Genomic DNA, 22,379 nt, shown 5'->3' with positions numbered 1-22,379 from the left:
GTTTCGCGTGCTGCGGGGCGTTTCGCGCGCCGCCGGCAGCGCGCGAGGCGCGATCCGGCGCGCGAGGCGCGATCCGGCGCGCGAAACGCGACCGGCGCGCTCGCTCGGGGGGCGGTCTACGATTCCGGGGTGAGTACCTGGCGCAGCGACGGCGTCCGCGTGATCCCCGGTGACGCGCTGGACGCGAACACGCCCCAGACGCCCGGGATGCACCGCGCTGCGGCGGTGACCCACGCCCGGGCGGGCGCGGAGAAGCTGTGGGCCGGCACCGTCACCATCCATCCCGGGGCCCGCACCGGCGCCCACCACCACGGCGAGCTGGAGAGCGTCATCTACGTCGTGCGCGGTCGGGCCCGCATGCGCTGGGGCGACCGGCTGGAGTTCGTGGCCGAGGCGGGTCCGGGCGGGTTCATCTTCGTCCCGCCGTACGTGCCGCACCAGGAGATCAACGCCCTCGACGACGAGCCGCTGGAGTGCGTGCTCACCCGCAGCGGCCAGGACCCCGTCGTGGTCAACCTCGACATCGAGGGTGTGGGCGATCCCGAACACGTGGTCTGGGTCGACCCCGGCCACCCCAGCACCGGCTGAGCGCAGCACCGGCTGGTCCGGCGCCAAGGCACCCGATCCGGTTGCAGGAAGGCCACCTTCATGCAACCGGATGGCGTGAAGGTGGCCTTCCTGCAATTCGCCGGCCCTCCGCCCCGAAGTCAACGAAACATTGACGCCTCGGATCGGCAATCTTTCGATGACGACCACACCGTCACGACGCCGACGGCGGGCGCCCCCAACCCGGGGCGCCCGCCGTCAGGGAGGAACCGGTCAGCTGCGCAGCATGCCGCGCAGCACGTACTGCAGGATCCCGCCGTTGCGGTAGTAGTCCGCCTCGCCGGGGGTGTCGATGCGGACGACCGCGTCGAACTCGACGGCCGAGCCGTCGGTCCTCGTCGCCGTGACCGCCACGGTGCGGGGGGTGGAGCCGTCGTTCAGGGCGGTGATGCCCGTGACGTCGTAGGTCTCCGTGCCGTCCAGGTGCAGCGAGGCGGCGGACTCGCCCGCCGGGAACTGCAGCGGGATGACGCCCATGCCGATCAGGTTGGAACGGTGGATGCGCTCGAAGGACTCCACGATGACGGCCCGTACACCCAGCAGCGCCGTGCCCTTGGCCGCCCAGTCGCGCGAGCTCCCCGAGCCGTACTCCTTGCCGCCCAGCACCACCAGCGGGGTGCCGGCCTCGGCGTAGTTCTGCGCCGCGTCGTAGATGAACGCCTGGGGGCCGCCGTCCTGGGTGAAGTCGCGGGTGTAGCCGCCGCTGACCCCGCCGTCGACGATGGCGTCCAGGAGCTGGTTGCGCAGCCGGATGTTCGCGAACGTGCCGCGGATCATGACCTCGTGGTTGCCGCGGCGCGAGCCGAAGGAGTTGAAGTCCTTCTTCTCCACGCCGTTCTCGGTGAGGTACTCCGCGGCCGGGGTGCCGGGCTTGATCGCCCCGGCGGGGGAGATGTGGTCGGTGGTGACCGAGTCGCCGAGCAGGGCGAGGACCCGCGCGCCCGAGATGTCCGACACCGGGGAAGGCTCGGGGGACATGCCCTCGAAGTACGGCGGCTTGCGCACGTAGGTCGACCGCGGGTCCCAGTCGAAGGTCTTTCCCTCCGGCGTGGGCAGCGACGTCCAGCGCTCGTCGCCCGCGAAGACGTCGGCGTAGTCCTTGGTGAACATCTCCTGGCTGATCGAGTTGTCGATCGTGTCCTGCACGTCCTTGGCCGACGGCCAGATGTCGCGCAGGTACACCTCGGTGCCGTCGGTGGCCGTGCCCAGCGGCTGGTTCTCGAAGTCGAAGTCCATCGTGCCCGCCAGGGCGTAGGCGATGACCAGCGGCGGCGAGGCCAGGTAGTTCATCTTGACGTCCGGGTTGATCCGGCCCTCGAAGTTGCGGTTGCCCGACAGCACCGAGACGACGGACAGGTCGGCCTCGTTCACCACGGCGGAGATCTCGTCGGACAGCGGGCCCGAGTTGCCGATGCAGGTGGTGCAGCCGTAGCCGACGAGGTGGTAGCCCAGCTTCTCCAGGTAGGGCCAGAGGCCGGCCTTCTCGTAGTAGTCGGTGACGACCTTGGAGCCCGGCGCCATCGACGTCTTGACCCACGGCTTGACCGCCAGGCCCTTCTCCACGGCGTTCTTCGCGAGCAGCGCCGCGCCGAGCATCACCGACGGGTTGGACGTGTTGGTGCAGCTGGTGATCGAGGCGATGACGACCGCGCCGTGGTCGAGGACGAACTCGCCGCGGCTCTCCGAGCGCACCGTGGTGGGCTTGGTCGGGCGGCCCTCGCAGCCCTCGGCCGCGGAGAAGACCACCGGCTGCTCCGCGTCGTCCTCGGCGAACGAGAGGCTGGGGGAGTCACTGGCCGGGAAGGACTCCTCGACCGACGCGTCGACCTTCGTCTCCGGCGTGGGGTCCTCACCGCCGACGTAGTCGTGGATCGACTTGCGGAACGCGCCCTTCGCGTCGGTCAGTTCGATGCGGTCCTGCGGGCGCTTCGGGCCGGCGATCGAGGGTACGACCGTGGACAGGTCGAGCTCGAGGGTCTCCGAGTACACCGGCTCGCGGTTCGGGTCGTGCCAGAGTCCCTGTTCCCGGGCGTAGGCCTCGGTCAGCTCGAGCTGCTCGGCCGGGCGGCCGGTGAGCTTCATGTAGCGGATGGTCTCGTCGTCGATCGGGAAGATCGCGGCGGTGGAGCCGAACTCCGGGCTCATGTTGCCGATCGTGGCGCGGTTGGCCAGCGGCACCGCCCCGACGCCCTCGCCGTAGAACTCCACGAACTTGCCGACGACGCCGTGGCGGCGCAGCATCTCGGTGATCGTCAGCACGACGTCGGTGGCGGTGGCGCCCGGGGGGATCTCCCCGGTGAGCTTGAAGCCCACGACCTTCGGGATGAGCATCGAGACGGGCTGGCCGAGCATGGCCGCCTCGGCCTCGATGCCGCCGACGCCCCAGCCCAGCACGCCGAGGCCGTTGACCATCGTGGTGTGCGAGTCGGTGCCGACGAGGGTGTCGGGGTAGGCCTGGCCGCCCCGGGTCATCACCACGCGCGCGAGGTGCTCGATGTTGACCTGGTGCACGATGCCGGTGCCGGGCGGGACGACCTTGAACTCGTCGAAAGCGCCCTGACCCCAGCGCAGGAACTGGTAGCGCTCCTTGTTGCGGCCGTACTCGAAGTCGACGTTGCGCTCGAAGGCGTCGGCCGTGCCGAACACGTCGATGATCACCGAGTGGTCGATCACGAGCTCGGCCGGGGCCAGCGGGTTGACCTTCGCCGGGTCGCCGCCCAGCTCGGTGACGGCCTCGCGCATGGTGGCGAGATCGACGACGCAGGGCACGCCGGTGAAGTCCTGCATGATCACCCGGGCGGGGGTGAACTGGATCTCGGTGTCCGGCTCGGCCGCCGGGTCCCAGCCGGCGAGCGCGCGGATGTGCTCGGCGGTGACGTTGGCGCCGTCCTCGGTGCGGAGCAGGTTCTCCAGCAGGACCTTCAGGCTGAACGGCAGGCGCTCGGCGCCCTCGACGGCGGAGAGCCGGAAGATCTCGTGCTCGGCGCCGCCCGCCTGGATGGTCCCTCTCGCTCCGAAGCTGTCGGTGCTGGCCACTGGTTGTCCTCCTGCGGTGGTGGGCGCGTCCTTCCGGAGTCTTCCACCGTGCCGCCGGGCACCGGGGCGACCCCTCACCTCCAAACAGTACGCTTGTCCGATAAAGTCGTCGACCGGGGACCTCCCGCGCACCCTGGTCAGCGCGCGGCGGCGAACAGGGCGGCGACGTCCTCCCGGTCGATCACCGCGAACAGGTCGCCGTAGAGGCCCACGACCGTGCGGACGGGGCTGACGTGGTGCAGGCCGTCGACCTCGGTCGTGACGACCTTCACCTCCAGCAGGACCTGCACGATGTCCGGGACGAGGTCGGCGACGGGGGCGAGCAGCGGATCGTCGATCGGCAGGCCACCGGCCTGGGCCAGGTCCGCGGCGCACAGCCGCTGCGGTGAGCCGGCCGCCTCCAGCGTGACGCAGTCCCCGTCGCGGACGATCGTGAGCCGTTCGCCCCCCGGGTCCTCCACCACCACGCGGGTGATGAACAGCGCGGGCCGCCCCCGGACCTGCACGTCATCGGTCTCCAGCTCGACGATCCGGGCCCCGCTGGGGGTTCCGCCCGCATCGGCGATCAGCGCCTCGCCGACGTCGTGCAGCACCGACAGCTCGCCGGGCGGGGCCAGCTCGACGATCCGCCGGGCGTCCTGGTCGAGCACCGCCTGGGCGGTCTCGCGCAGCGCGTCCTGCGGGGTCGCGGCCCCACGGGGGGCGACCGACTGCTGCGGCCAGGTCAGCCCCTCGTCGCGCAGCGCGTAGTCGGCGGCGGTGTAGAACAGGCTGACGTACCAGGAGCCGTCGACCTCCACGGCGGCCAGCCGGATCGGCTCGCCCTGCTCGGCCACGACCTGCGCGATGTCGACGGTCATCGGACCCTCGGCGGGCGGGAGGCCCTCGGGGAACGCCAGCGCCCGGAACGAGTCGGTGAACGGGATGTCCGCGGGGTCCCCGTCGGTGGTGATCGTGCCGCCGACCAGCTTGGTGATGACGACGTCCGGGCGCACCTGCTCGGCCGCCGCCTCGTCGAAGCGCAGGTCGGTGACGGTGGTGCCGCCCGCGGTGGAGCCCAGGTCGGCGTCGGGGCGCAGCACGTCCAGTCGCTGCAGCTCGCCGACGACCAGGTCGCCCACGTCGGTGAACAGCCCGGCCTCGGCCGGGTGCAGCCGGCCGAACGCGGACAGGTAGTCCTGCGAGCCCAGGTCCTGGGACAGCAGGGTGACGGCCTCGGCCGCGGACCCGGCACCACCGCGGTTGCCGAGCAGGGCGACCGCGCCGACCCCGCCGGCGACGAGCGCCGCCACCAGGACGATCGCCCCGATGATCAGGCCACCCCGGCGCCGCCGCGGACGGCCGGCTCCGGGTGGCGGCGGGCCGCCCGGAGCCGGCCCCCAGGCCGGTGGGGCCGGTGGCGGCCCCCACCCGGTGCCCGGTCCGCCCGGTCCCGGCGGTGGGCCCCAGCCGGTGCCCGGTCCGCCCGGTCCGCCCGGTCCGCCCGGCCCCCAGCCGGGTCCGGGCGGCGGCCCTCCCGGCCCGCCCCAGCTGGGCGTCTGCCCGCCCTGCCCGGGTCCGGGCGCCGGGCCGCCGGGTGGCCCCCACGCGGGCCCGGGGGGCGGTCCGCCCGGACCGGGCCGGTGGGGCGGCTGCGCGGGCCCGTGGCCGTAGGTCGGCTCGGCTGGTGCCCCCGGGGTCCAGCGCTGCGGCGGGCCGTCCGGCCGGCCCGGCTCGTTGTTCGTCACCACGACCTCCCACGCGTCCGCCCGCCCGTGGGGCGCCGTGCGGGCAGTGTGGTGCACCCGGTCCGGCGGCGGAACCGGGCAACCACGCACTCTTTCGCCCGTGTGGACGAAGTTCGGCCCCGACACGGGTGTGGCAACCGCGCTGCGGGCCCGCGTGGTGGCATCCTCCGGCGGTCAACGGTGGATCTTGGAGAGGGGACGCTCACGTGCGCGGGTGGGCCGTGGTGCTCCTGGTGGCGGTCACGCTGCTGGGCGGGCTGTCGCCCGCGCTGGCCCAGGAACCTCCGCCGCCGCCGAACCCCAGCGACGACGAGCTGCGCAACAGCCAGCAGGCGGTGCAGGAACGAGCCGGGGAGGTCGGGCGGCTCACGACGCGGCTGGCCGAGCTCGACGCGCAGGCCGACGACCTCGCCGCCGTGCTGGCCGTGGAGCGCGAGGACGCCGAGGCCGCGCTCGTCGACCTCGGGATCGCCGAGGACGCCGCCGCGCAGGCACGGGGGCGGGCCGAGGACGCGCGCATCGAGACCGAGGCCGCCACGGCGGCCATCGACGAGGCCCGCGCGCGGCTCGACGACTTCGTCACCGCCACCTACCAGCAGGGCCTCGACACCGGCCCGCTCGGCCTGCTGACCTCGTCGCAGACCCCCGAGGAACTCGTCTCCCGGGCGGAGTTCACCGACCTGCTCGCCCGCGCGCAGCTCGCGGCGCAGGACGGGCTGGAGCGCGCCCGCGTCGACAAGGCCAACGCCGACTCGACGGCCCGCGCCCTGTTGCAGGAGGCGGAGGACCGGGAGGCCGAGGCCGCCGCGGCCAAGGTGGCGGCCGACGAGGCGTACGCGGTCGCCGACGCCGCCGCCCGCGCCCAGGCCGAGCAGCTCGCCGCCGTCCAGGCCGAGCGCGAGCAGGTACAGGCCCAGCTCGACGCCGCGGAGTCGGCCGACTCGGGGCTGCGCGAGCAGCGTGCCCGCTACGACGAGTGGCAGCGCGTCCTCGCCGAGCGGGAGGCCGCCCGCCAGCGCGCCGAGCGGGAGGCCGCACAGGCGCGGGAGGCGGCCGCGGGCCCGGCCCCGCGTGCGGGCAGCGGCTCGGTCCAGCGGGTGATCGACCGGGCGATGTCGCAGATCGGCGTGCAGTACGTGTGGGGCGGGGGCAACGGCCGCGGGCCCAGCACCGGCATCCCCGGACCGGCGGGCGACCCCGGCAACCGGGTCGGCTTCGACTGCTCGGGGCTCATGCTCTATGCGTTCAACGGCGCGGGCGTCGCGCTGCCGCGGGTGAGTCGCAACCAGTACAACTCCGGGCGCAAGGTCCCGCTCTCGGACCTGCAACCCGGCGACATGGTCTTCTACAAGCGCGGCGGGAACGCGATCCACCACGTGGCCATGTACATCGGCGACGGCCGGATGATCGAGGCGCCCTACACCGGCGCCGACGTCCGGGTGGTGCCCCTGCGGCGCCAGAACCTCCTGCCGCAGGCCACCCGGGTTCTGTAGCGCCCGTGCGGCGCCTCCGCCGGGGAGGGGTTCACCGTGCGCTCACGGGGCGTGCGGTGTGATGGCACGGTGAGTGCTCCCGAGACCCCGGCCCAGGACGGCGAGCGCCTGGAGCGCGTCGTCTTCGAGATCAAGCGCGTGATCGTGGGGCAGGACCGGCTCGTGGAGCGGATGCTCGTGGGTCTGCTCGCCAAGGGGCACCTGCTGATCGAGGGTGTGCCCGGCGTCGCGAAGACCCTCGCCGTCGAGACGGTCGCGAAGGTCGTCGGCGGCACGTTCGCCCGCCTGCAGTTCACCCCCGACCTGGTGCCCGCCGACATCCTCGGCACCCGGATCTACCGCCAGGGCCGCGAGGAGTTCGACGTCGAGCTCGGCCCGGTGGTCGCGAACTTCGTGCTCGCCGACGAGATCAACCGCGCGCCGGCGAAGGTGCAGTCGGCGATGCTGGAGGTGATGGCCGAGCGCCACCTGTCCATCGGCGGGAAGACCTTCCCGATGCCCGATCCGTTCCTGGTGCTCGCCACGCAGAACCCGATCGAGAACGAGGGCGTGTACCCGCTGCCCGAGGCCCAGCGCGACCGCTTCCTGTTCAAGATCATCGTGGAGTACCCGGACGTCGAGGAGGAACGCGAGATCGTCTACCGGATGGGCAGCGAACCCCCGGTGGCGCAGCAGATCATCGACCCCGCGGAGCTGGTGCGGCTGCAGAAGCTGACCGCGCAGGTGTTCGTGCACCATGCGCTCGTCGACTACGTGGTGCGCCTCGTCGTCGCCACCCGCACCCCGGCCGAGCACGGCCTGGCCGACATCGCCGGCTGGGTGTCCTACGGCGCCTCCCCGCGCGCCACGCTCGGGATCGTGGCCGCCGCCCGCGCGCTGGCCCTGGTGCGCGGGCGCGACTACGTGCTCCCGCAGGACGTGCTCGACGTCGCCCCCGACGTGCTGCGGCACCGCCTGGTGCTGTCCTACGACGCGGTGGCCGACGGCGTGCCGATGGACCACATCATCTCCCGCGTGCTGGCCACCGTGCCGCTGCCGCAGGTGACGGCCCGCCCGCAGCAGGCCCCCTCGTACACGCCGTCGAGCACCGGCCCGTGACGGGCCCCGAACTGCAGCACGGCCACCTTCACGCCATCTCGTCGCCTGAAGGTGGCCGTGCTGCAACGGGGTCGGCGGCCACCGGGCGACGCGTGCCCACCGCGCCCCCGTCGTTCCGCGACGGGCGCATGGAGGTGGCCCTGCGCACCCTGGAGATCGCCGTGCGCGGGCGCCTCGACGGGCTGCTGCAGGGCAACCACCTCGGCCTGGTCCCGGGGCCGGGCAGCGAGCCGGGGGAGGCGCGGGCGTACCAGCCCGGTGACGACGTGCGCCGCATGGACTGGGCCGTCACCGCCCGGACCACCGAGCCGCACGTCCGCCAGACCGTGGCCGACCGCGAGCTCGAGACCTGGGTGGTGCTCGACCTCTCCCCGAGCCTGGACTTCGGCACGGCGTCGTGCGAGAAGCGCGACCTCGCCATCGCCGCACTCGCCGCGGTCACCCACCTCACCCGCGGGGGCGGCAACCGGATCGGGGTGCTCGCCGCCACCGGGGAGTCGGTCGTGCGGATCCCGGCCCGCGGTGGGCTGGTACACGCCCGCGGCCTGCTGCGGACGGTGGCGCGGATCCCGCGTGCGCCCGAGGGCACCCGGGGCGACCTGGCCGCGGCGGTGGAGCAGCTGCGGCGCCCGCCGCGGCGGCGCGGGCTCGCCGTCGTCATCTCCGACTTCCTCGGCGAACCCACCTGGGAGCGCGCGCTGCGGGCCCTGTCGATGCGCCACGACCTGCTCGCGGTGGAGGTGCTCGACCCGCGCGAGCTGGAGTTGCCCGACGTCGGCACGGTGGTGCTCGCCGACCCGGAGACCGGGCGCCAGCGCGAGGTCACCACCACCCCGCTGCTGTGCCGGGAGTTCGCCGCCGCGGCGTCCGCGCACCGCGACACCGTCGCCGCGACGCTGCGGCGCTGCGGCGCCGCGCAGCTGACGCTGCGCACCGACTCGGACTGGATCGCCGACGTCGTGCGCTTCGCGCTGGCACGCAAGCGGGCCTGGTCGGGCGGGGGGCGCTAGGTGTTCTCCGCGCCGTGGTGGCTGCTGCTGTTCGTCGTGGTGGCGGCGCTGGCCGTCGGGTACGTGCTGCTGCTGCGCCGCCGCCGCCGCGACACGATCCGGTTCACCAACCTGGAGCTGCTCGACCGGGTCGCCCCGCGCCGCCCGGGCTGGTACCGGCACCTGCCGGCGGTCGCGCTGATCACCTCCCTGGCGATCCTCACGATCGCGCTGGCCGGCCCGCAGGCCGAGGCGCGGGTGCCGCGCAACCGGGCCACGGTCGTCCTCGTGATCGACGTGTCGCTGTCGATGATGGCCACCGACGTCGAGCCGAGCAGGCTCGCGGCCGCGCAGGTGGCGGCCAAGGACTTCGCCGACCAGCTCACGCCCGGCGTCAACCTCGGACTGGTCGCCTTCGCCGGGACCGCCGCCGTGCTGGTGTCGCCCACCGTGGAGCGCGAGCCGGTGAAGCGCGCCGTCGACGGGTTGCGGCTCTCGGAGTCCACCGCCACCGGTGAGGCGATCTTCGCGGCGGTGCAGTCGGTCGAGACGTTCTCCCAGGCCCTGTCCGGCGTCTCGGAGGAGGGTCCGCCGCCCGCCCGGGTGGTGCTGATGAGCGACGGGAAGCAGACCGTGCCCAACTCCGGTGACGGCGCGCCGGAGGAGGAACCCCGGGGCTCGTACACCGCCGCGCGGGAGGCCCAGGCGGCCGGCGTCCCGGTGTCGACCATCTCCTTCGGCACCCGCTACGGGACCATCGAGCTCGAACCGGGTCAGGCCCCCACGTCGGTCGCGGTCGACGACGAGTCGCTGCGCACCATCGCCGAGCTGTCGGGCGGCCAGTTCTTCACCGCCGCCACCGAGGCGGAGCTGCGGCAGGTCTACGCCGAGCTGGGCGAGCAGATCGGGTACGAGACGCGGCGGGTCGATGTCAGCCGTCCGTGGCTGGCGGGCGGGGCGCTGCTGCTGATGGTCGGTGTCGGCGCCGGACTGGCGCTGGGGCGCAGGCTGCCCTAGGTAGGGTGACGCTCCGTGGCAGCCACAGCAGACGCACGGACCGTGCTGGTGACCGGAGGGAACCGCGGGATCGGGTTGGCGATCGCCACCGCGTTCCTCGCGCAGGGCGACCGGGTGGCGGTGACGTACCGCAGTTCGGTCGACGGCCTGCCGGAGGGCTTGTTCCCCGTGCAGTGCGACGTCACCGACGCCGCCGCCGTGGACGCCGCGTTCACGGCCGTCGAGCAGGAGCTGGGGCCGGTGCAGGTGCTCGTCTCCAACGCCGGGATCACCGACGACGGCCTGCTGATGCGGATGAGCGAGGAGTCGTTCACCTCGGTCGTCGACGCCAACCTCACCGCGGCCTACCGGGTGGCCAAGCGCGCGTCGCGGGCGATGCTCAAGGCGCGCGGCGGCCGGATGATCTTCGTGTCCAGCGTGGTCGGTCTGACCGGGTCGGCCGGGCAGGTGAACTACGCGGCGTCGAAGTCGGGGCTGGTCGGGCTGGCCCGCTCGGTGGCGCGCGAGCTCGGCTCGCGCGGCATCACGGCGAACGTCGTGGCGCCGGGGTTCGTCGACACCGACATGACCCGCGCCCTGCCCGACGCCCGCCGCGCGGAGATCCTCGGGCAGGTGCCGCTGGGCCGCTACGCGGGCGTGGAGGAGATCGCGGCCGCGGTCACCTGGCTCGGCTCGGACGGGGCCGGGTACGTCACCGGTGCGGTGATCCCGGTCGACGGCGGTCTGGGCATGGGGCACTGAGTTTCCCCAGCTGTCTCCGATCGGCCCGCAACCGCGATACTGCGCCTGCGGATCGCTCAACCCACCACGGAAGGGCCATTGATGGGACTGCTCGAGGGCAAGCGCCTGCTCGTCACCGGCGTGATCACCGACGCGTCGCTGGCGTTCCACGCGGCGAAGGTCGCGCAGGAGCAGGGCGCGCAGGTCGTGCTCACCGGGTACGGCCGGATGCGGCTCGTGGAACGGATCGCGCAGCGGCTCCCGCAGCCCGCGCCCGTCGTCGAGCTGGACGTCTCCGACCAGGCCCAGCTCGACTCGCTGGCGGAGCGGGTCTCCCCCCATCTGCGTGAACTGTCCGGCGGCGACGACCCGCACCTCGACGGGGTGCTGCACTCGATCGGCTTCGCGCCGCCGTCATGCCTGGGGGAGGGGGCGTTCCTGAACGCGCCGTGGGAGGACGTCGCCACGACCATCCAGGTGGGGGCCTACTCGTTCAAGTCGTTGGCCACGGCGTGCCTGCCGCTGATGGGGCCGGGCGGGTCGATCGTCGGCATGGACTTCGACAACCGCCAGGCCTGGCCCGCCTACGACTGGATGGGTGTGGCGAAGTCCACGCTGGAGTCGGTCAGTCGCTACCTCGCCCGCGACCTGGGGCCCCAGGGCATCCGCGTCAACCTCGTCGCCGCGGGCCCGGTGAAGACGATGGCGGCCAAGTCCATCCCCGGCTTCGCCGCGTTCGAGGACGCCTGGGACGGCCGCGCCCCGCTGGGCTGGGACGTCACCGACCCGGTGCCGGTCGCGAGGACCGTGTGCGCGGTCCTCTCGGACTGGCTGCCGGTCACCACCGGCTCGATGGTGATGGCCGACGGCGGTTTCCACGCGATCGGAGTCTGACGCGCGGCGCCGTCGGTGCCGGTGTTGAATCGACCAGGTGGTGAACCGTGCCGTGCCCGAGCCCGTCGACGCCCTGCTCGTCCTGTCCTTCGGCGGCCCCGAGGGGCCCGACGAGGTCCGCCCGTTCCTGGAGAACGTCACCCGCGGCCGCGGGGTCCCGCCGGAGCGTCTCGACGCGGTCGAGGAGCACTACCGGCACTTCGGCGGCGTCTCCCCGATCAACGCCCGCAACCGGGAGCTGATCGCCGCGATCCGGGAGCGGACCGACCTGCCGGTGTACTTCGGCAACCGCAACTGGCACCCGATGGTCGAGGACACCGTCGCGGAGATGGCCCGCGACGGGGTGCGGCGCGCGCTGGTGTTCGCCACCAGCGCCTACGGCGGCTACTCCGCGTGCCGGCAGTACCACGAGGACATCGCCCGGGCGCGTACGGCGGTCGGCGACGGCGCACCCGAGCTGGTGAAGCTGCGGCACTTCTTCGACCATCCGCTGTTCGTGGCCGCCAACGCCGACGCCGTGCGCGCGGCCGGGCTGCCCGCCGCGGCCCGGCTGGTGTTCACCGCGCACTCGGTGCCGTCCGCAGCCGACGCGGCCGCCGGGCCGCCCGCCGAGGGCGGGCACCGGTACTCGCGGCAGGTGGCCGAGGCCGCCCGGCTCGTGGCCGCCGAGCTGGGCGTCGCCGAGCACGACGTGGTGTGGCAGTCGCGCTCGGGTCCGCCGCAGGTGCCGTGGCTGGGCCCCGACGTCGTCGACCACATCGACGCGTTGCACGCGGCCGGCGTGCCGGCCGTGACGCTCGTGCCGGTCGGGTTCGTCTCCGATCACGTCGAGGTGATCTGGGACCTCGACACCGAGGCCCGCGAGCGCGCCGAGAAGCACGGCATGGGTTTCGCCCGCGCCGCCACCGCCGGTGCGGACCCGCGCTTCGCCGACATGGTGCTGGAGCTGGTCGCCGAGCACGTCCACGACGCGGCACCGCAGGGCCTGGGGGAGGTCCCGCGCGCGGGATGCGGCGCGAACGGGACGCTGTGCGCGGTCGACTGCTGCACCCCGGCCCGCCGCCCCGGCTGACCGGCCCGCCCGGCGACCGCGCCGCGCTGTCGCGGGTGCGCGGTGTCAGGCGGGGGTCGCGGAGTAGAAGGTGATCGTGCGGTCGGCCGCGGCGCGGGCGCCGGCCTCGTCCGTACCGGACACCACGTCCGCGGCGAACCAGGCCGCGCCGGAGGCCGCCACGAACCTCCGGCCCTCCTCCGAAGCGGCCCAGGTCTCCTCGTCGAAGCGACCGGCGGGGTCCCCGAGGTGCAGGCCCAGCCCGAGCAGGGCCAGGTCCCACCCGACCCCGGCGGCCCCGGGGCCGAACTCGGCCCATCGCTCGTCGTCGACGTGGGCCACGTGTTCGAGCGTGAACCGGGTGTGCACGGCGTCCACGGGAGCGAGGCGCAACTCGATCCAGCTGACCTCGCCGCCGAACTCCCACGTGGCGGAGAACCCGTGCGGCGGGTCGCAGTGCTCGACCGTGCCCTCGGCGTTCCCCTCCAGCCGGTAGCGGCCACCGGGTCGCAGGTCGCCGTCGACCGGGCCGAGCCAGCGGGCGATCCGACCGGCGGTGGTGCAGGCGTCCCAGAGATCGTCGAGGTCGGTGGGGTAGGTCCGGGTGATCGTCACGACGCGGGCCTCGCCCGCCGCGAGGGTGCGGGACCCGACGGTGCGGGTGCCGGCGCTGATCTCGTGGGTGACGTCGATCATTGTGGATCCCTCCTGCCGCGGTCCCGCCTGCCGCGGGCGATCTCGGTGTCCAGCGCGTCCAGGCGCGGGGTCCAGAAGCGCCGGAAATGGTCGAGCCAGGCGTCGACCTGCTGCAGCGGCTCGGGTGCCACGGCGTAGAGCCGGCGCGTCCCCTCGGCCCGGACCGTGGCGAACCCGTTGTCCCGCAACACCTTCAGGTGCTGCGACACGGCGGGCTGCGAGATGCCGAACTCGCTGCGGACCGTGGCGGTGACCGCACCGGAGGTCTGCTCGCCGTCGGCGAGCAGTTCGAGGATGCGTCGCCGTACGGGGTCGCCGAGGACGTCGAACGCGTGCACGACCCGAATTATACCATGCATTACTTATATAAACAAAGGGCGGTAGTTAGGGTCGCACCACCGGGGCCTTCGTCGTGGGCCGTAGTCGGATGGGTACGCTCCGCGCAACCGAGAACACTGGAGCGGCCGATGCCGGACCTCCCTCTCGACGGGACGATCGAGCACGTCACGACCTCGGACCCCGACACGTTCGTGCGGGCGGTCGAGGAGCTGCCCTCCGGCGTCATCGTCTACGACGGCCCCGAGCACGTGGTGGTCGGCGCCAACCGGTCCGCCCGCACCTTCCTCGCCGACCGGCCGGGGATCCTCGGCCGCCCGCTGCGCGAGATGTGGTCGGAGGGTGTCGGGCAGAACGTCATCCGCCGCCACGACGAGGTCTACCGCACCGGGAACCCGTTCACCGGCGTGGAGTGGCGGATCCAGGTCGACGGCCACGCCGACGGGGACGAGCGGTTCGTCGACCTCGTGCTCATCGCGCTGCACCGGCCTGACGGCACGATCGGCGGGGTCGCGTGCGAGTTCACCGACGTGACGGCGAAGGTGCGGAGCCGGCGGGCACTGGAGGTCGACACCGCCGCGCTGCGCGAGCGCTACGAGGCTGCGCACGACGTCGTCCTCACCCTGCAGCGCAGCCTGCTCCCCGACGGCCTGCCGGTACTGCCGGGCATGCGGATCGCGGCGCACCACCTCGTGGCGGGCGGCGAGCAGGCGGCCGGGGGCGACTGGTTCGAGGCCGTCGCCCTGGACGGCACCGTCGCCGCCGTCGTCGGGGACGTCGTCGGCCACGGGGCCGCGGCGTCGGCGATCATGGCGCAGCTCCGCGCGGTGCTCGTAGAGTTCCTGCTCGACGGCGACGACCTCGACACCGTGCTGGCCCGGCTGGACGGCTTCGCGGGCCGCGTCCCCGGGGCGCGCGGGGCCACCGTCTGCGTCGTCCTCGTCGACCCGGGCGGGTCGCTGCGCTACGTGTGTGCGGGGCATCCGCCCCCGCTGGTGGTCTCCGTCGGCGGCGGCGCGCGCTTCCTGCCCGCCCCCGGTGGGGGCCCGCTCGGTGTGGCGGGACCGGCCGTCACCGTCGGCACGGCCACCCTCGCGCCCGGTGACCTGCTGCTCTGCTACTCCGACGGCCTCGTGGAGCGCCCCGGGCAGGACCTCACCGTCGGTCTCACCGAGCTGGCCGACGTCGCCTCGTCGGCGATGCGCACGGGACCCGGTGCCCTCATGTCGGCCGACGCCACCGACCGGGTCGCGGAGCTGACCGTCGAGCGGATGACCCGCCACGGCTACCACGACGACGTCACCGTGCTGGCCGTGCGTCGCACCGACGCGGCGGTGCCCGACTTCGCCACGGAGATCCCGGCCGTGCCCGCGCGGCTCTCCACGCTGCGTCGCGCCCTGGAGGTCTGGCTCACCGATCTGGGTGCCGGCGAGTCCGACATCGCGTCGATCGAGATCGCCGTGCTGGAGGCGGTCACCAACAGCGTCGAGCACGCCTACGCGGGCGCCACGGGCACCGTGCGCGTCGAGGGCACCCTCGACGGCCAGGGCCGCGTCTGCATGAGCGTGATCGATCACGGGGAGTGGCGCCCCGCCCCGGCCGACCCGGGTCGTCGCGGGCGCGGGCTGATGATGATGCGCGGCTGCATGGACACCGTCGAGATCGACGACACCGCCGAGGGCACGGTCCTGCTGCTCGACCGCGGTCTGCGCCGCGAGCCCGTGGTCAGCCCGGCCACGGCGGGCGCGGCCCACGGTGCGCCCCGCCCGTCGAGGATGAGCGTCACCCTCACCCCGACGGCCGAGCCGTGGGTCGCGCTCGGCGGGCCGCTCGACCTGAGCACCGCGGCGGACCTGCGCCGCGAGCTGTGGTCGGCCAGCCGGGGCGGCGCGTTGCCGCTGGTCGTCGACCTGGGGCAGGTCACGCACCTGGCCAGCGCGGGGATCCAGGTGCTCTACGACTTCGTCGAGGACATGGCCGCCGACGGCCGCGCGCTGCGGTTCGTCGTGCCCCACGGCTCGCCCGCCCGGCACGCCATCGTGCTCAGCGACCTCGACCGCATCGTCACGGTGTCGGAGTCCTGACCGTCCGGCGGGCCGCCCCGGGGGAGGTCCCGGTCACCCGCTTGAAGGCGCGGCTGAACGCGGCCTCCGACCGGTACCCCAGCCGTCCGGCCACCTCGCTCAGCGGGTCGTCGGCGCGCAGCCGGTCCAGGGCGAGGTGCATCCGCCAGCGGGTGACGTAGGCCAGGGCGGGCTCGCCGACCAGGGCGGTGAACCGGGCCGCGAACGCCGAGCGCGACATCGGCACCTCGGCGGCCAGCGCGGCCACCGTCCAGGCGCGGGCCGGGTCGCGGTGCACGGCGGCGACCGCCCGGCCGATCTGCGGGTCGTGCAGCGCGCCGAGCCAGCCGGTGCGCGCGACGGGATCGGTCTCCAGCCACGACCGCACCGCCTGCACGACCAGCACGTCGGACAGCCGGGTCAGGATCGCCTCACCGCCCGGACGCAGGTCGCGGGCCTCGGCCGCGATCAACCCCATCGTGGCCTGCATGGCCTCGGTCCGGGGGGATGCGGTGAGGTGCAGCGTCGGGGGCAGCTGGGCCACCACCGCGCGGGCGGCCGGGCTGTCGAACTGCACCGCGCCGCACAGCATCGAGGTGAGTGCGCCGCCCGATCCGTGGCGCAGCACCGCGTAGCGGTCGCCCGTGAACTGGTGGGGCAGGTCCAGCACGTTCGGGGTGATCGCTCCCGGCTCGCTGAGCCCGCGGTGGCCCCCGCCGTGCGGGACCACCGCGACGTCGCCCGCCCGCAGCACCAGCGGCTCGGTGCCGTCGAACTCCAGCAGGCACTCGCCGGCCGTGACGGCGTGGAACCACAGGCAGCCCGGCATCGCCGGCATGGTCAGGCCCCACGGGGCCGTGAGCTCGGAGTGGCAGTAGAACACCCCGCTCATGCGGAGGTGGTGCAGCGCCTCGGCGAGGGGATCGGGCGGGGCGGCGAGCCACGGTGCGTCCACGGTCCCAGTGTCGGCGACGGGGGTACCGATCGTCCACGGTGCTGGACGATCGAGCACGGATCCGCGATCGGCGGGCATGGATCGTCCGCAGGTGGGCCGCCAACCTGGACGCATCAACTCCCGACGAGAGGAACCGACATGATCACCGTGATGGGCGCGACCGGCCACATCGGACACCGGGTCGTCCGGCTGCTCCGCGAGCAGGGCCACGACGTCCGCGGCGTCGGACGCAGCGCGAACCGGATCGCGGCGACCGGCGCCGACCCCTGCGCGGGCGACGCCGCCGACGCCGCGTTCCTGACCGACGCGTTCCGCGGCGCCGACGCCGTGTTCACCATGCTGCCCGACGACGCCGCCGAGCCCGACCACCGCGCCGCCCAGGACGCCAAGGGCGAGGCGATCGCCGCGGCCGTCCGCGCGTCCGGTGTCGGGTACGTCGTCGCGCTCAGCGCCGTGGGCGCCGATCGCCCGGCCGGCACCGGGTTCATCGAGGCCCTGCACGCGCAGGAGCAGCGGCTGCGGGCGACCGGCGTCCCCCTGCTGGTGCTGCGGCCGACCTGGTTCCAGGACAACGCCGCCGCGGCGCTGCCGGTGGTCGCCGAGCACGGCGTCGTCGCGGACGCGCTGGCCCCCGACATCGCCGTCCCGATGGTCGCCACCCGCGACGTGGCCGCCGCCGCCGCATCGGCGCTCGCCGCCCGAGACCGTACCGGGATCGTGGAGCTGCTCGGCCCGCGCGACCTCACCCCGGTCGAGATGGCCGCGATCCTCGGTGCCCGGCTGGGACGCCCGGACCTGCCCTACGTCCGGCTGCCCGCGGACGAGATGATCGGTGCACTGACGGGCGCGGGCTTCTCCGCCGACGCCGCCGGGCTGCACGTGGCGATGTGCGAGGCGATCAACGACGGGCGGGTCGCCCCGATGGCGGGACGGACGCCGGAGAACACGACGCCCACCCGGTTCGAGGACCTGGTCGGCGAGCTGGTGGGACAGGTGGTCTGAGTGCCCCTGCTGCAGGCACTCGCCGCGGTCGGCAGCGGCCTGGTGGCCGGGCTGTTCCTCGCGTTCTCGGTGTCGGTGATGCCGGGGCTGCGGGGACTCCCGGCCGGGCAGGGCGCCGCCGCGATGCGCGCGTTCAACGACGCGATCCTGAACCCGGTGTTCCTCGCCCTGTTCGCCGGGACGGCGCTGGTGTCCGCGGCGCTCGTGGTGGCGGTCGGCGTGACGGGCGGGTCAGCGGGTGCCGCGGTCGGCGCCGCGCTGTACCTCGGGGGCGCCATCGGGGTGACGGCGGCGGTCAACGTGCCGATGAACATCGCCCTGGCCGCGGACGAGCCGGCCTGGGAACGCTACCTGGTCCGTTGGACCCGCTGGAACCACGTGCGGGCGCTCGTCACGGCGGTGGCGACCGCGTTCCTGGTGGCGAGCTGACCTGCGTAACGGTTTGTCACGATCGGAATCACCTGTTGCCGAAACGCCGATTTTCCGGTCTGCTCCTGACTCATGTCACTCACAGGGGCGATGCCCGGGGCCACCAGCCCGCCGGAACACCTTCTCGCAGCAGGCGGCGGAACCCTCGCCGACATCGAGAACGCCATCAACTCGGTCTTCGACCCGATCTCCGACGGCGTGTCGGCCTTCGTGTTCGCCGAGATCACCGTCTTCGGGGCCACCTTCCCCTGGATCGTCGGCTGGCTGGTGCTCGCCGCGGCGGTGTTCACCGTCTACTTCGGTTTCGTGCAGTTCCGCAGCTTCGGGCTGGCGCTGCGGATCGTCCGCGGTCGCTACACCACCGACGACGAGCCCGGCGAGATCAACCACTTCCAGGCGCTGAGCTCGGCGGTCTCGGGCACGGTCGGGCTCGGCAACATCGCCGGTGTCGGCGTCGCGATGACGATCGGCGGGCCCGGCGCCACGTTCTGGATGATCGTCGCCGGGCTGCTGGGGATGTGCACGAAGTTCGTCGAGTGCACCCTGGGCGTGAAGTACCGCGAGGTGCACGCCGACGGCACGGTGTCCGGCGGTCCCATGCACTACCTGCGCAAGGGGGTCGCCGAGCGGCTCCCGGGCGCGGTCGGAGCGGTGCTCGGGCGGGTGCTCGCCGCGCTGGCCGCGCTGTTCATCCTGTTCTTCGGGATCGCCGGCGGGAACATGTTCCAGGCCAACCAGACCTTCGCGCAGCTGCGCAACGTCACCGGCGGCGAGACCGGCCCGCTCGGCGGCGACGGCCCGGCCCTGATCTTCGGCATCGTGCTGGCCCTGATCGTCGGCGCGGTGATCTTCGGCGGCATCACCTCGATCGGCAAGGTCACGAGCCGGCTGGTGCCGACCATGGCCGTCGTCTACGTCACGGCGTGCATCATCGTGATCGCGGTCAACCTGCCGCAGGTCCCCGCCGCCTTCGGCGCCATCTTCGCCGGGGCGTTCACCGGTGCGGGCGTGGCCGGTGGCGTGATCGGGGCCCTGATCGTCGGGTTCCAGCGCGCCGCGTTCTCCAACGAGGCGGGCCTGGGCTCGGCACCGATCGCACACTCGGCGGTGAAGACCAAGCACCCGGTCACCGAGGGCTACGTCGCGCTGCTGGAGCCGTTCATCGACACGGTGGTCATCTGCACCATGACCGCGCTGACCATCATCATCGCGGGCACCGCGTTCTACCAGGAGGCGCAGACGCTCGCCTTCGCCGCGGGTGGCGTGACCGACACCGACGGCGTCGTCGTCACCTCCGACGCGTTCGCCACCGTGCTCCCGTGGTTCCCCCTCATCCTGACGGTGGCCGTGGCGCTCTTCGCCATCTCCACGATCATCACCTGGGGCTACTACGGGCAGAAGGCGTGGACCTACCTGTTCGGCAAGAGCATGCTCACCGAGCGCATCTACCAGGTCATGTTCTCGCTGTTCGTGGTCGTCGGGTCGGTCCTCACGCTGGGCAGCGTGCTCAGCTTCGCCGACGCCGTGCTGTTCCTGCTCGCCCTGGTCAACATCATCGGGCTCTACCTGCTGGCCCCGGTGGTGAAGCGCGAGGTGCGCGAGTACCGGGCGAAGCTGCGCACCGGGGAGGTGCGGGACCTGCAGAAGACGCTCGACTAGCGTCCGGTGGCCGCGGCGATCGCCGCGGCCACCAGGTCGGCCGCGGTGGTGTCGCGGGTGCGGCGGCCGCGGTCGTAGTGCTGGGTGGTGGCGATCGAGGCGTGCCCCACGTCGGCCTGGACGTGCTGGATCCGGGCGTCCTGTTCCAGGGCGATGGTGACGTAGGCGTGGCGCAGCGCGTGCGGGTGCACCCGGTCGGCCACCCCGTCGAGCGCGGGCCCGGCACCGGCGGCGACGCGCCGCAGCAGCGAGTAGAGATCGACGCGGGAGCAGCGACCCCCCGCGCGGGTGGCGATGAGCGGGGAGCGCGGCCCGCCGTGGCCGCGGCGGGCCGGGACGGTGGCGCCCGACAGGCGGTCCCGCTCGGCGAGGTACTCGGTCAGCGCCGCCCGCACCGGCGCGGGGACGTACACCTCGCGGTGCAGCCCGCCCTTGCCCCGCACCCGCAGCACCTCGTCGCCGCCGGTGCGGTACAGGTCGTCGCGGTCGAGCCCGACGAGTTCGGAGATGCGCAGGCCCAGGGTCAGCAGGGCCACGTAGGCCACCGCCCGCAGGGCGTAGAGCCGGGCGGTGCGCGGGTCGCGCGTGTAGTGCAGCTCCGCCGCGGCCAGCAGCAGGGCGCGGAGCTGCTCGGCGGTGAGCCGGACGGTGGGGGAGGCGTCGCGGGCCCCGGTCGACAGCCCGAGCCGGGCCCGGTTGAGCGCCGCCGGGTTCGCCGCGACGGCCCCGGTCTCGGCCAGGTGGCCGTAGAGGGCCGACAGGGTGGAGAGCATCCGCTGCCGGGTCCGCCGCTGCGCGCCCGCGCCGTGCAGGGCGTGCAGCCAGGTCTTGACGTCGGCGGCGGTGGCGACGCGGGGGTCCAGCTCGCGGCGGGCGCACCAGCGGAACCACGCCAGGTCGTGCAGCGGGCCGGGCGCGGCGGCGGGCGGCCGGGCCCCGGCGCGGGGCGGGGGGCCGGGATCGACCCAGGCCACCGGCAGGCCCAGCGCGTAGGCGTAGGTGCGGCGGGTGCCGGCGTTGGCGTACTGGCTCAGCCAGTCGGCCAGCAGGGCGCGCAGCGCGTCGGGATCGGCGACGCCGGGCCAGCCGGTCCCGATCCCCGGGTCCGTCCGTGACCGCGGATCGGACTCGTACACGGCGAGGGCGTCGGTCACCCGGACCATGGTGCCAGACGACCAACGAAACACCAGTTTCGTTGGTGGCTGGTTCGGTTGTGTAAACCGATCAACTGAGTACATGTTGTCTGATACTGTTCCGAAATGGTCGACGAGGTCGCACGCTGCGGCTACAGCCGGTGTCGTGCCGAGTTGCCCGCGCCGGGGCCCCGGGGCGGGCGGCCGCGCACGTTCTGCCGCGACACCCGCTGGGACGACGACCGCACGTGTGCCCAGATGGCCCGCGCGGAGCGGGACGCGCTCGACGCGCTGGGCCTCGACTCCGGCCGCACCGCCTACCACCTCGACGCCGACCGGCTCCGCGAGCACGTCGACGCGATCCGGTCCCCGGTCGCCGCGCTGCTGGCCGCACTCGACGGCGTCACCGCCCGGCTCGACGAGGTGGCGGCGGAGGCGGTCGCCGCGGTCGAGGTGGCGCACCGGCAGGTCGCCGCCGCCGAGGCGGCGCGGCTGGCGGCGCAGCGGGACCGCGAGAAGGCCGAGACCCTCACCCGCGAGGCCCGTGACGTGGCCCGCCGCGCCACCGCCGAGCGGGCCGAGGCCGTGGAACGTGCGGCGGCTGCCGCGCGCCAGGCGCTGGACGCGACCGAGGCGCTGGGCGCGGCGCGGCAGGCGGCCGACCGGGCCGTGACCGACCACGCCGCCGCCGAGCAGCGGGCCGCCCGGATGGAGCAGGAACGCGACGCCGCCGCCACCACGACCCGGGAGGCGGCGGTGCGGGCGGAACGGGCCACGGCCGATGCGGAGGCGGCCCGGGTCAGGGCGCGCGAGGCGGAGGAGTCGGCGGGCCGGCTGCGGGCCGAACGAGACGCCGCGGTGGAGCAGCGCCTGCGGGCCGAGGACCGGGGGAGCGCCGCGGCCGCCGCGCGTGAGGAGGCGCAGGGGCGCGCGGCCGCGGCGGACCGGACCGCGGCCGCGGAGCGTACGGCGCGGGAGCGGGCCGAGCGGGAGCTGCGGGTCGCCGTCGAGCGGGCCGAGGGGGAGCGCGCCCTGCGCCTGCGCGCCGACGCCGATCTGGAGCGCGTGCGGGCCGAGCTGGCCGAGGCCCGCAGCGACACCGCCGCCGAGCTGCGTGCGCTGGTGGCGGCCGCGACCAGCGCCCGACCGGCCGCCGAGCCGTAGGGCCCGGCCGCAGTCTCGTCGGTCGGTTCCGCGTGCGGTCACCGCATCCGCAGCGCCACCTCGGTCTCCCACCGGTTCGGGTCGGGCTGTCGCGCGGGGTCCACGCGGGGCTTATCCCCGGTCCGGCAGGCCGAGCGAACCGGACATCGCCGGCCCGGAGGCGCTGACCGCGGCGAGGACGCCGCTGTCGAGGAACACCGTGGCGGGCCGGGCTGCCCGCCGGCCGGTGTGGGCGGGCTGCACGCCCGGCGGCCCGGGAACTCATCGATGGAGCCGGAGCGGCCGGGGAGACCTGCGACGGACGGTTGTCG

General features: G+C 74.1%; 19 protein-coding genes. 13 read left to right on the top strand and 6 right to left on the bottom strand.

Annotated features, from left to right (window positions below; all coding sequences use genetic code 11):
* Positions 1 to 129 precede the first annotated feature (129 nt).
* Complete coding sequence (locus Q1K26_RS24925) at positions 130 to 588, top strand: cupin domain-containing protein (protein WP_300017908.1); 459 nt, start codon at positions 130 to 132, stop codon at positions 586 to 588.
* A 231-nt stretch (positions 589 to 819) separates the two neighbouring features.
* Here the strand turns inward: Q1K26_RS24925 and Q1K26_RS24920 are convergent, their stop codons facing one another.
* Together Q1K26_RS24920 and Q1K26_RS24915 are read right to left on the bottom strand one after the other, a co-directional pair.
* A complete protein-coding gene (locus Q1K26_RS24920; protein WP_300017905.1) occupies positions 820 to 3,642 on the bottom strand; it encodes an aconitate hydratase in 2,823 nt (940 codons plus the stop codon).
* Between the two features lie 137 nt (positions 3,643 to 3,779).
* Complete coding sequence (locus Q1K26_RS24915; protein WP_300017902.1) at positions 3,780 to 4,934, bottom strand: flagellar basal body protein FliL; 1,155 nt, start codon at positions 4,932 to 4,934, stop codon at positions 3,780 to 3,782.
* Between the two features lie 641 nt (positions 4,935 to 5,575).
* Between Q1K26_RS24915 and Q1K26_RS24910 the strand changes: the two genes are divergently transcribed.
* The 7 genes from Q1K26_RS24910 (at position 5,576) to Q1K26_RS24880 (ending at position 12,652) form a co-directional block, all read left to right on the top strand.
* Complete coding sequence (locus Q1K26_RS24910; RefSeq protein WP_300017898.1) at positions 5,576 to 6,862, top strand: NlpC/P60 family protein; 1,287 nt, start codon at positions 5,576 to 5,578, stop codon at positions 6,860 to 6,862.
* 69 nt (positions 6,863 to 6,931) lie between these two features.
* Positions 6,932 to 7,960 carry a MoxR family ATPase gene (locus tag Q1K26_RS24905; RefSeq protein ID WP_300017895.1) on the top strand — a complete coding sequence of 343 codons (1,029 nt, stop codon included), beginning with the start codon at positions 6,932 to 6,934 and terminating at the stop codon, positions 7,958 to 7,960.
* Positions 7,961 to 8,088: 128 nt separating this feature from the next.
* Positions 8,089 to 8,970, top strand: a complete 882-nt coding sequence (locus Q1K26_RS24900; RefSeq protein WP_300017947.1) for a DUF58 domain-containing protein — start codon at positions 8,089 to 8,091, stop codon at positions 8,968 to 8,970.
* The gene (locus Q1K26_RS24895; RefSeq protein WP_300017892.1) at positions 8,971 to 9,966 is read left to right on the top strand and encodes a VWA domain-containing protein; all 996 of its coding nucleotides are present in this window, start codon (positions 8,971 to 8,973) and stop codon (positions 9,964 to 9,966) included.
* Positions 9,967 to 9,981: 15 nt separating this feature from the next.
* A complete protein-coding gene (gene fabG / locus Q1K26_RS24890) occupies positions 9,982 to 10,707 on the top strand; it encodes a 3-oxoacyl-ACP reductase FabG (protein ID WP_300017889.1) in 726 nt (241 codons plus the stop codon).
* Positions 10,708 to 10,788: 81 nt separating this feature from the next.
* Positions 10,789 to 11,580, top strand: coding sequence for an enoyl-ACP reductase FabI (gene fabI, locus Q1K26_RS24885; RefSeq protein ID WP_300017886.1), 792 nt, complete (start codon positions 10,789 to 10,791; stop codon positions 11,578 to 11,580).
* A 52-nt stretch (positions 11,581 to 11,632) separates the two neighbouring features.
* The gene (locus Q1K26_RS24880; RefSeq protein ID WP_300017883.1) at positions 11,633 to 12,652 is read left to right on the top strand and encodes a ferrochelatase; all 1,020 of its coding nucleotides are present in this window, start codon (positions 11,633 to 11,635) and stop codon (positions 12,650 to 12,652) included.
* Positions 12,653 to 12,697: 45 nt separating this feature from the next.
* Here Q1K26_RS24880 and Q1K26_RS24875 read toward each other — a convergent pair whose 3' ends face one another.
* Complete coding sequence (locus Q1K26_RS24875; protein WP_300017880.1) at positions 12,698 to 13,327, bottom strand: SRPBCC domain-containing protein; 630 nt, start codon at positions 13,325 to 13,327, stop codon at positions 12,698 to 12,700.
* Positions 13,324 to 13,665 (bottom strand): metalloregulator ArsR/SmtB family transcription factor, encoded by a 342-nt coding sequence (locus tag Q1K26_RS24870; RefSeq protein ID WP_300017877.1) that lies wholly within the window; start codon positions 13,663 to 13,665, stop codon positions 13,324 to 13,326. Before Q1K26_RS24870 ends, Q1K26_RS24875 begins: the two co-directional genes overlap by 4 nt.
* 129 nt (positions 13,666 to 13,794) lie before the next feature.
* Between Q1K26_RS24870 and Q1K26_RS24865 the strand changes: the two genes are divergently transcribed.
* Entirely contained in the window at positions 13,795 to 15,747 is a 1,953-nt protein-coding gene (locus tag Q1K26_RS24865) for a SpoIIE family protein phosphatase (RefSeq protein WP_300017874.1), read from the top strand.
* Here Q1K26_RS24865 and Q1K26_RS24860 read toward each other — a convergent pair.
* Positions 15,728 to 16,681, bottom strand: a complete 954-nt coding sequence (locus Q1K26_RS24860; RefSeq protein WP_300017871.1) for an AraC family transcriptional regulator — start codon at positions 16,679 to 16,681, stop codon at positions 15,728 to 15,730. The two genes, Q1K26_RS24865 and Q1K26_RS24860, sit on opposite strands and share 20 nt — an antisense overlap.
* 138 nt (positions 16,682 to 16,819) lie before the next feature.
* On the opposite strand from Q1K26_RS24860, the gene Q1K26_RS24855 reads away from it, so the two are divergent.
* The 3 genes from Q1K26_RS24855 to Q1K26_RS24845 all read left to right on the top strand — a co-directional run bounded on the left by Q1K26_RS24855 (position 16,820) and on the right by Q1K26_RS24845 (position 19,771).
* Positions 16,820 to 17,683, top strand: coding sequence for an NAD(P)H-binding protein (locus Q1K26_RS24855; protein WP_300017869.1), 864 nt, complete (start codon positions 16,820 to 16,822; stop codon positions 17,681 to 17,683).
* Positions 17,684 to 18,112, top strand: a complete 429-nt coding sequence (locus Q1K26_RS24850) for an anthrone oxygenase family protein (RefSeq protein WP_300017866.1) — start codon at positions 17,684 to 17,686, stop codon at positions 18,110 to 18,112.
* A gap of 72 nt (positions 18,113 to 18,184) precedes the next feature.
* Positions 18,185 to 19,771, top strand: coding sequence for an alanine/glycine:cation symporter family protein (locus Q1K26_RS24845; protein ID WP_300017863.1), 1,587 nt, complete (start codon positions 18,185 to 18,187; stop codon positions 19,769 to 19,771).
* On the opposite strand, the gene Q1K26_RS24840 is transcribed toward Q1K26_RS24845, so the two are convergent.
* On the bottom strand, positions 19,768 to 20,925 hold the full coding sequence (locus Q1K26_RS24840) for a tyrosine-type recombinase/integrase (RefSeq protein ID WP_300017860.1): 1,158 nt from the start codon (positions 20,923 to 20,925) through the stop codon (positions 19,768 to 19,770). The two genes, Q1K26_RS24845 and Q1K26_RS24840, sit on opposite strands and share 4 nt — an antisense overlap.
* Positions 20,926 to 21,030: 105 nt before the next feature.
* Between Q1K26_RS24840 and Q1K26_RS24835 the strand changes: the two genes are divergently transcribed.
* A complete protein-coding gene (locus Q1K26_RS24835) occupies positions 21,031 to 22,068 on the top strand; it encodes a response regulator receiver protein (RefSeq protein WP_300017857.1) in 1,038 nt (345 codons plus the stop codon).
* Positions 22,069 to 22,379 lie beyond the last annotated feature (311 nt).

The organism is Pseudonocardia sp., assembly GCF_029263155.1.
GTDB lineage: Bacteria > Actinomycetota > Actinomycetes > Mycobacteriales > Pseudonocardiaceae > Pseudonocardia.
Note: the sequence above shows the minus strand (reverse complement) of the source record. Positions and strands in the feature narration are given on the sequence as shown.

Bases quoted from the DNA above. Each gene is read 5' to 3' on its own strand.
- Q1K26_RS24900 (WP_300017947.1), top strand. From the start codon at position 8,089: ATGGAGGTGGCCCTGCGCACCCTGGAGATCGCCGTGCGCGGGCGCCTC.
- fabI (WP_300017886.1), top strand. From the start codon at position 10,789: ATGGGACTGCTCGAGGGCAAGCGCCTGCTCGTCACCGGCGTGATCACC.
- Q1K26_RS24875 (WP_300017880.1), bottom strand. From the start codon at position 13,327: ATGATCGACGTCACCCACGAGATCAGCGCCGGCACCCGCACCGTCGGG.
- Q1K26_RS24865 (WP_300017874.1), top strand. From the start codon at position 13,795: ATGCCGGACCTCCCTCTCGACGGGACGATCGAGCACGTCACGACCTCG.
- Q1K26_RS24855 (WP_300017869.1), top strand. From the start codon at position 16,820: ATGATCACCGTGATGGGCGCGACCGGCCACATCGGACACCGGGTCGTC.
- Q1K26_RS24845 (WP_300017863.1), top strand. From the start codon at position 18,185: ATGTCACTCACAGGGGCGATGCCCGGGGCCACCAGCCCGCCGGAACAC.
- Q1K26_RS24835 (WP_300017857.1), top strand. From the start codon at position 21,031: ATGGTCGACGAGGTCGCACGCTGCGGCTACAGCCGGTGTCGTGCCGAG.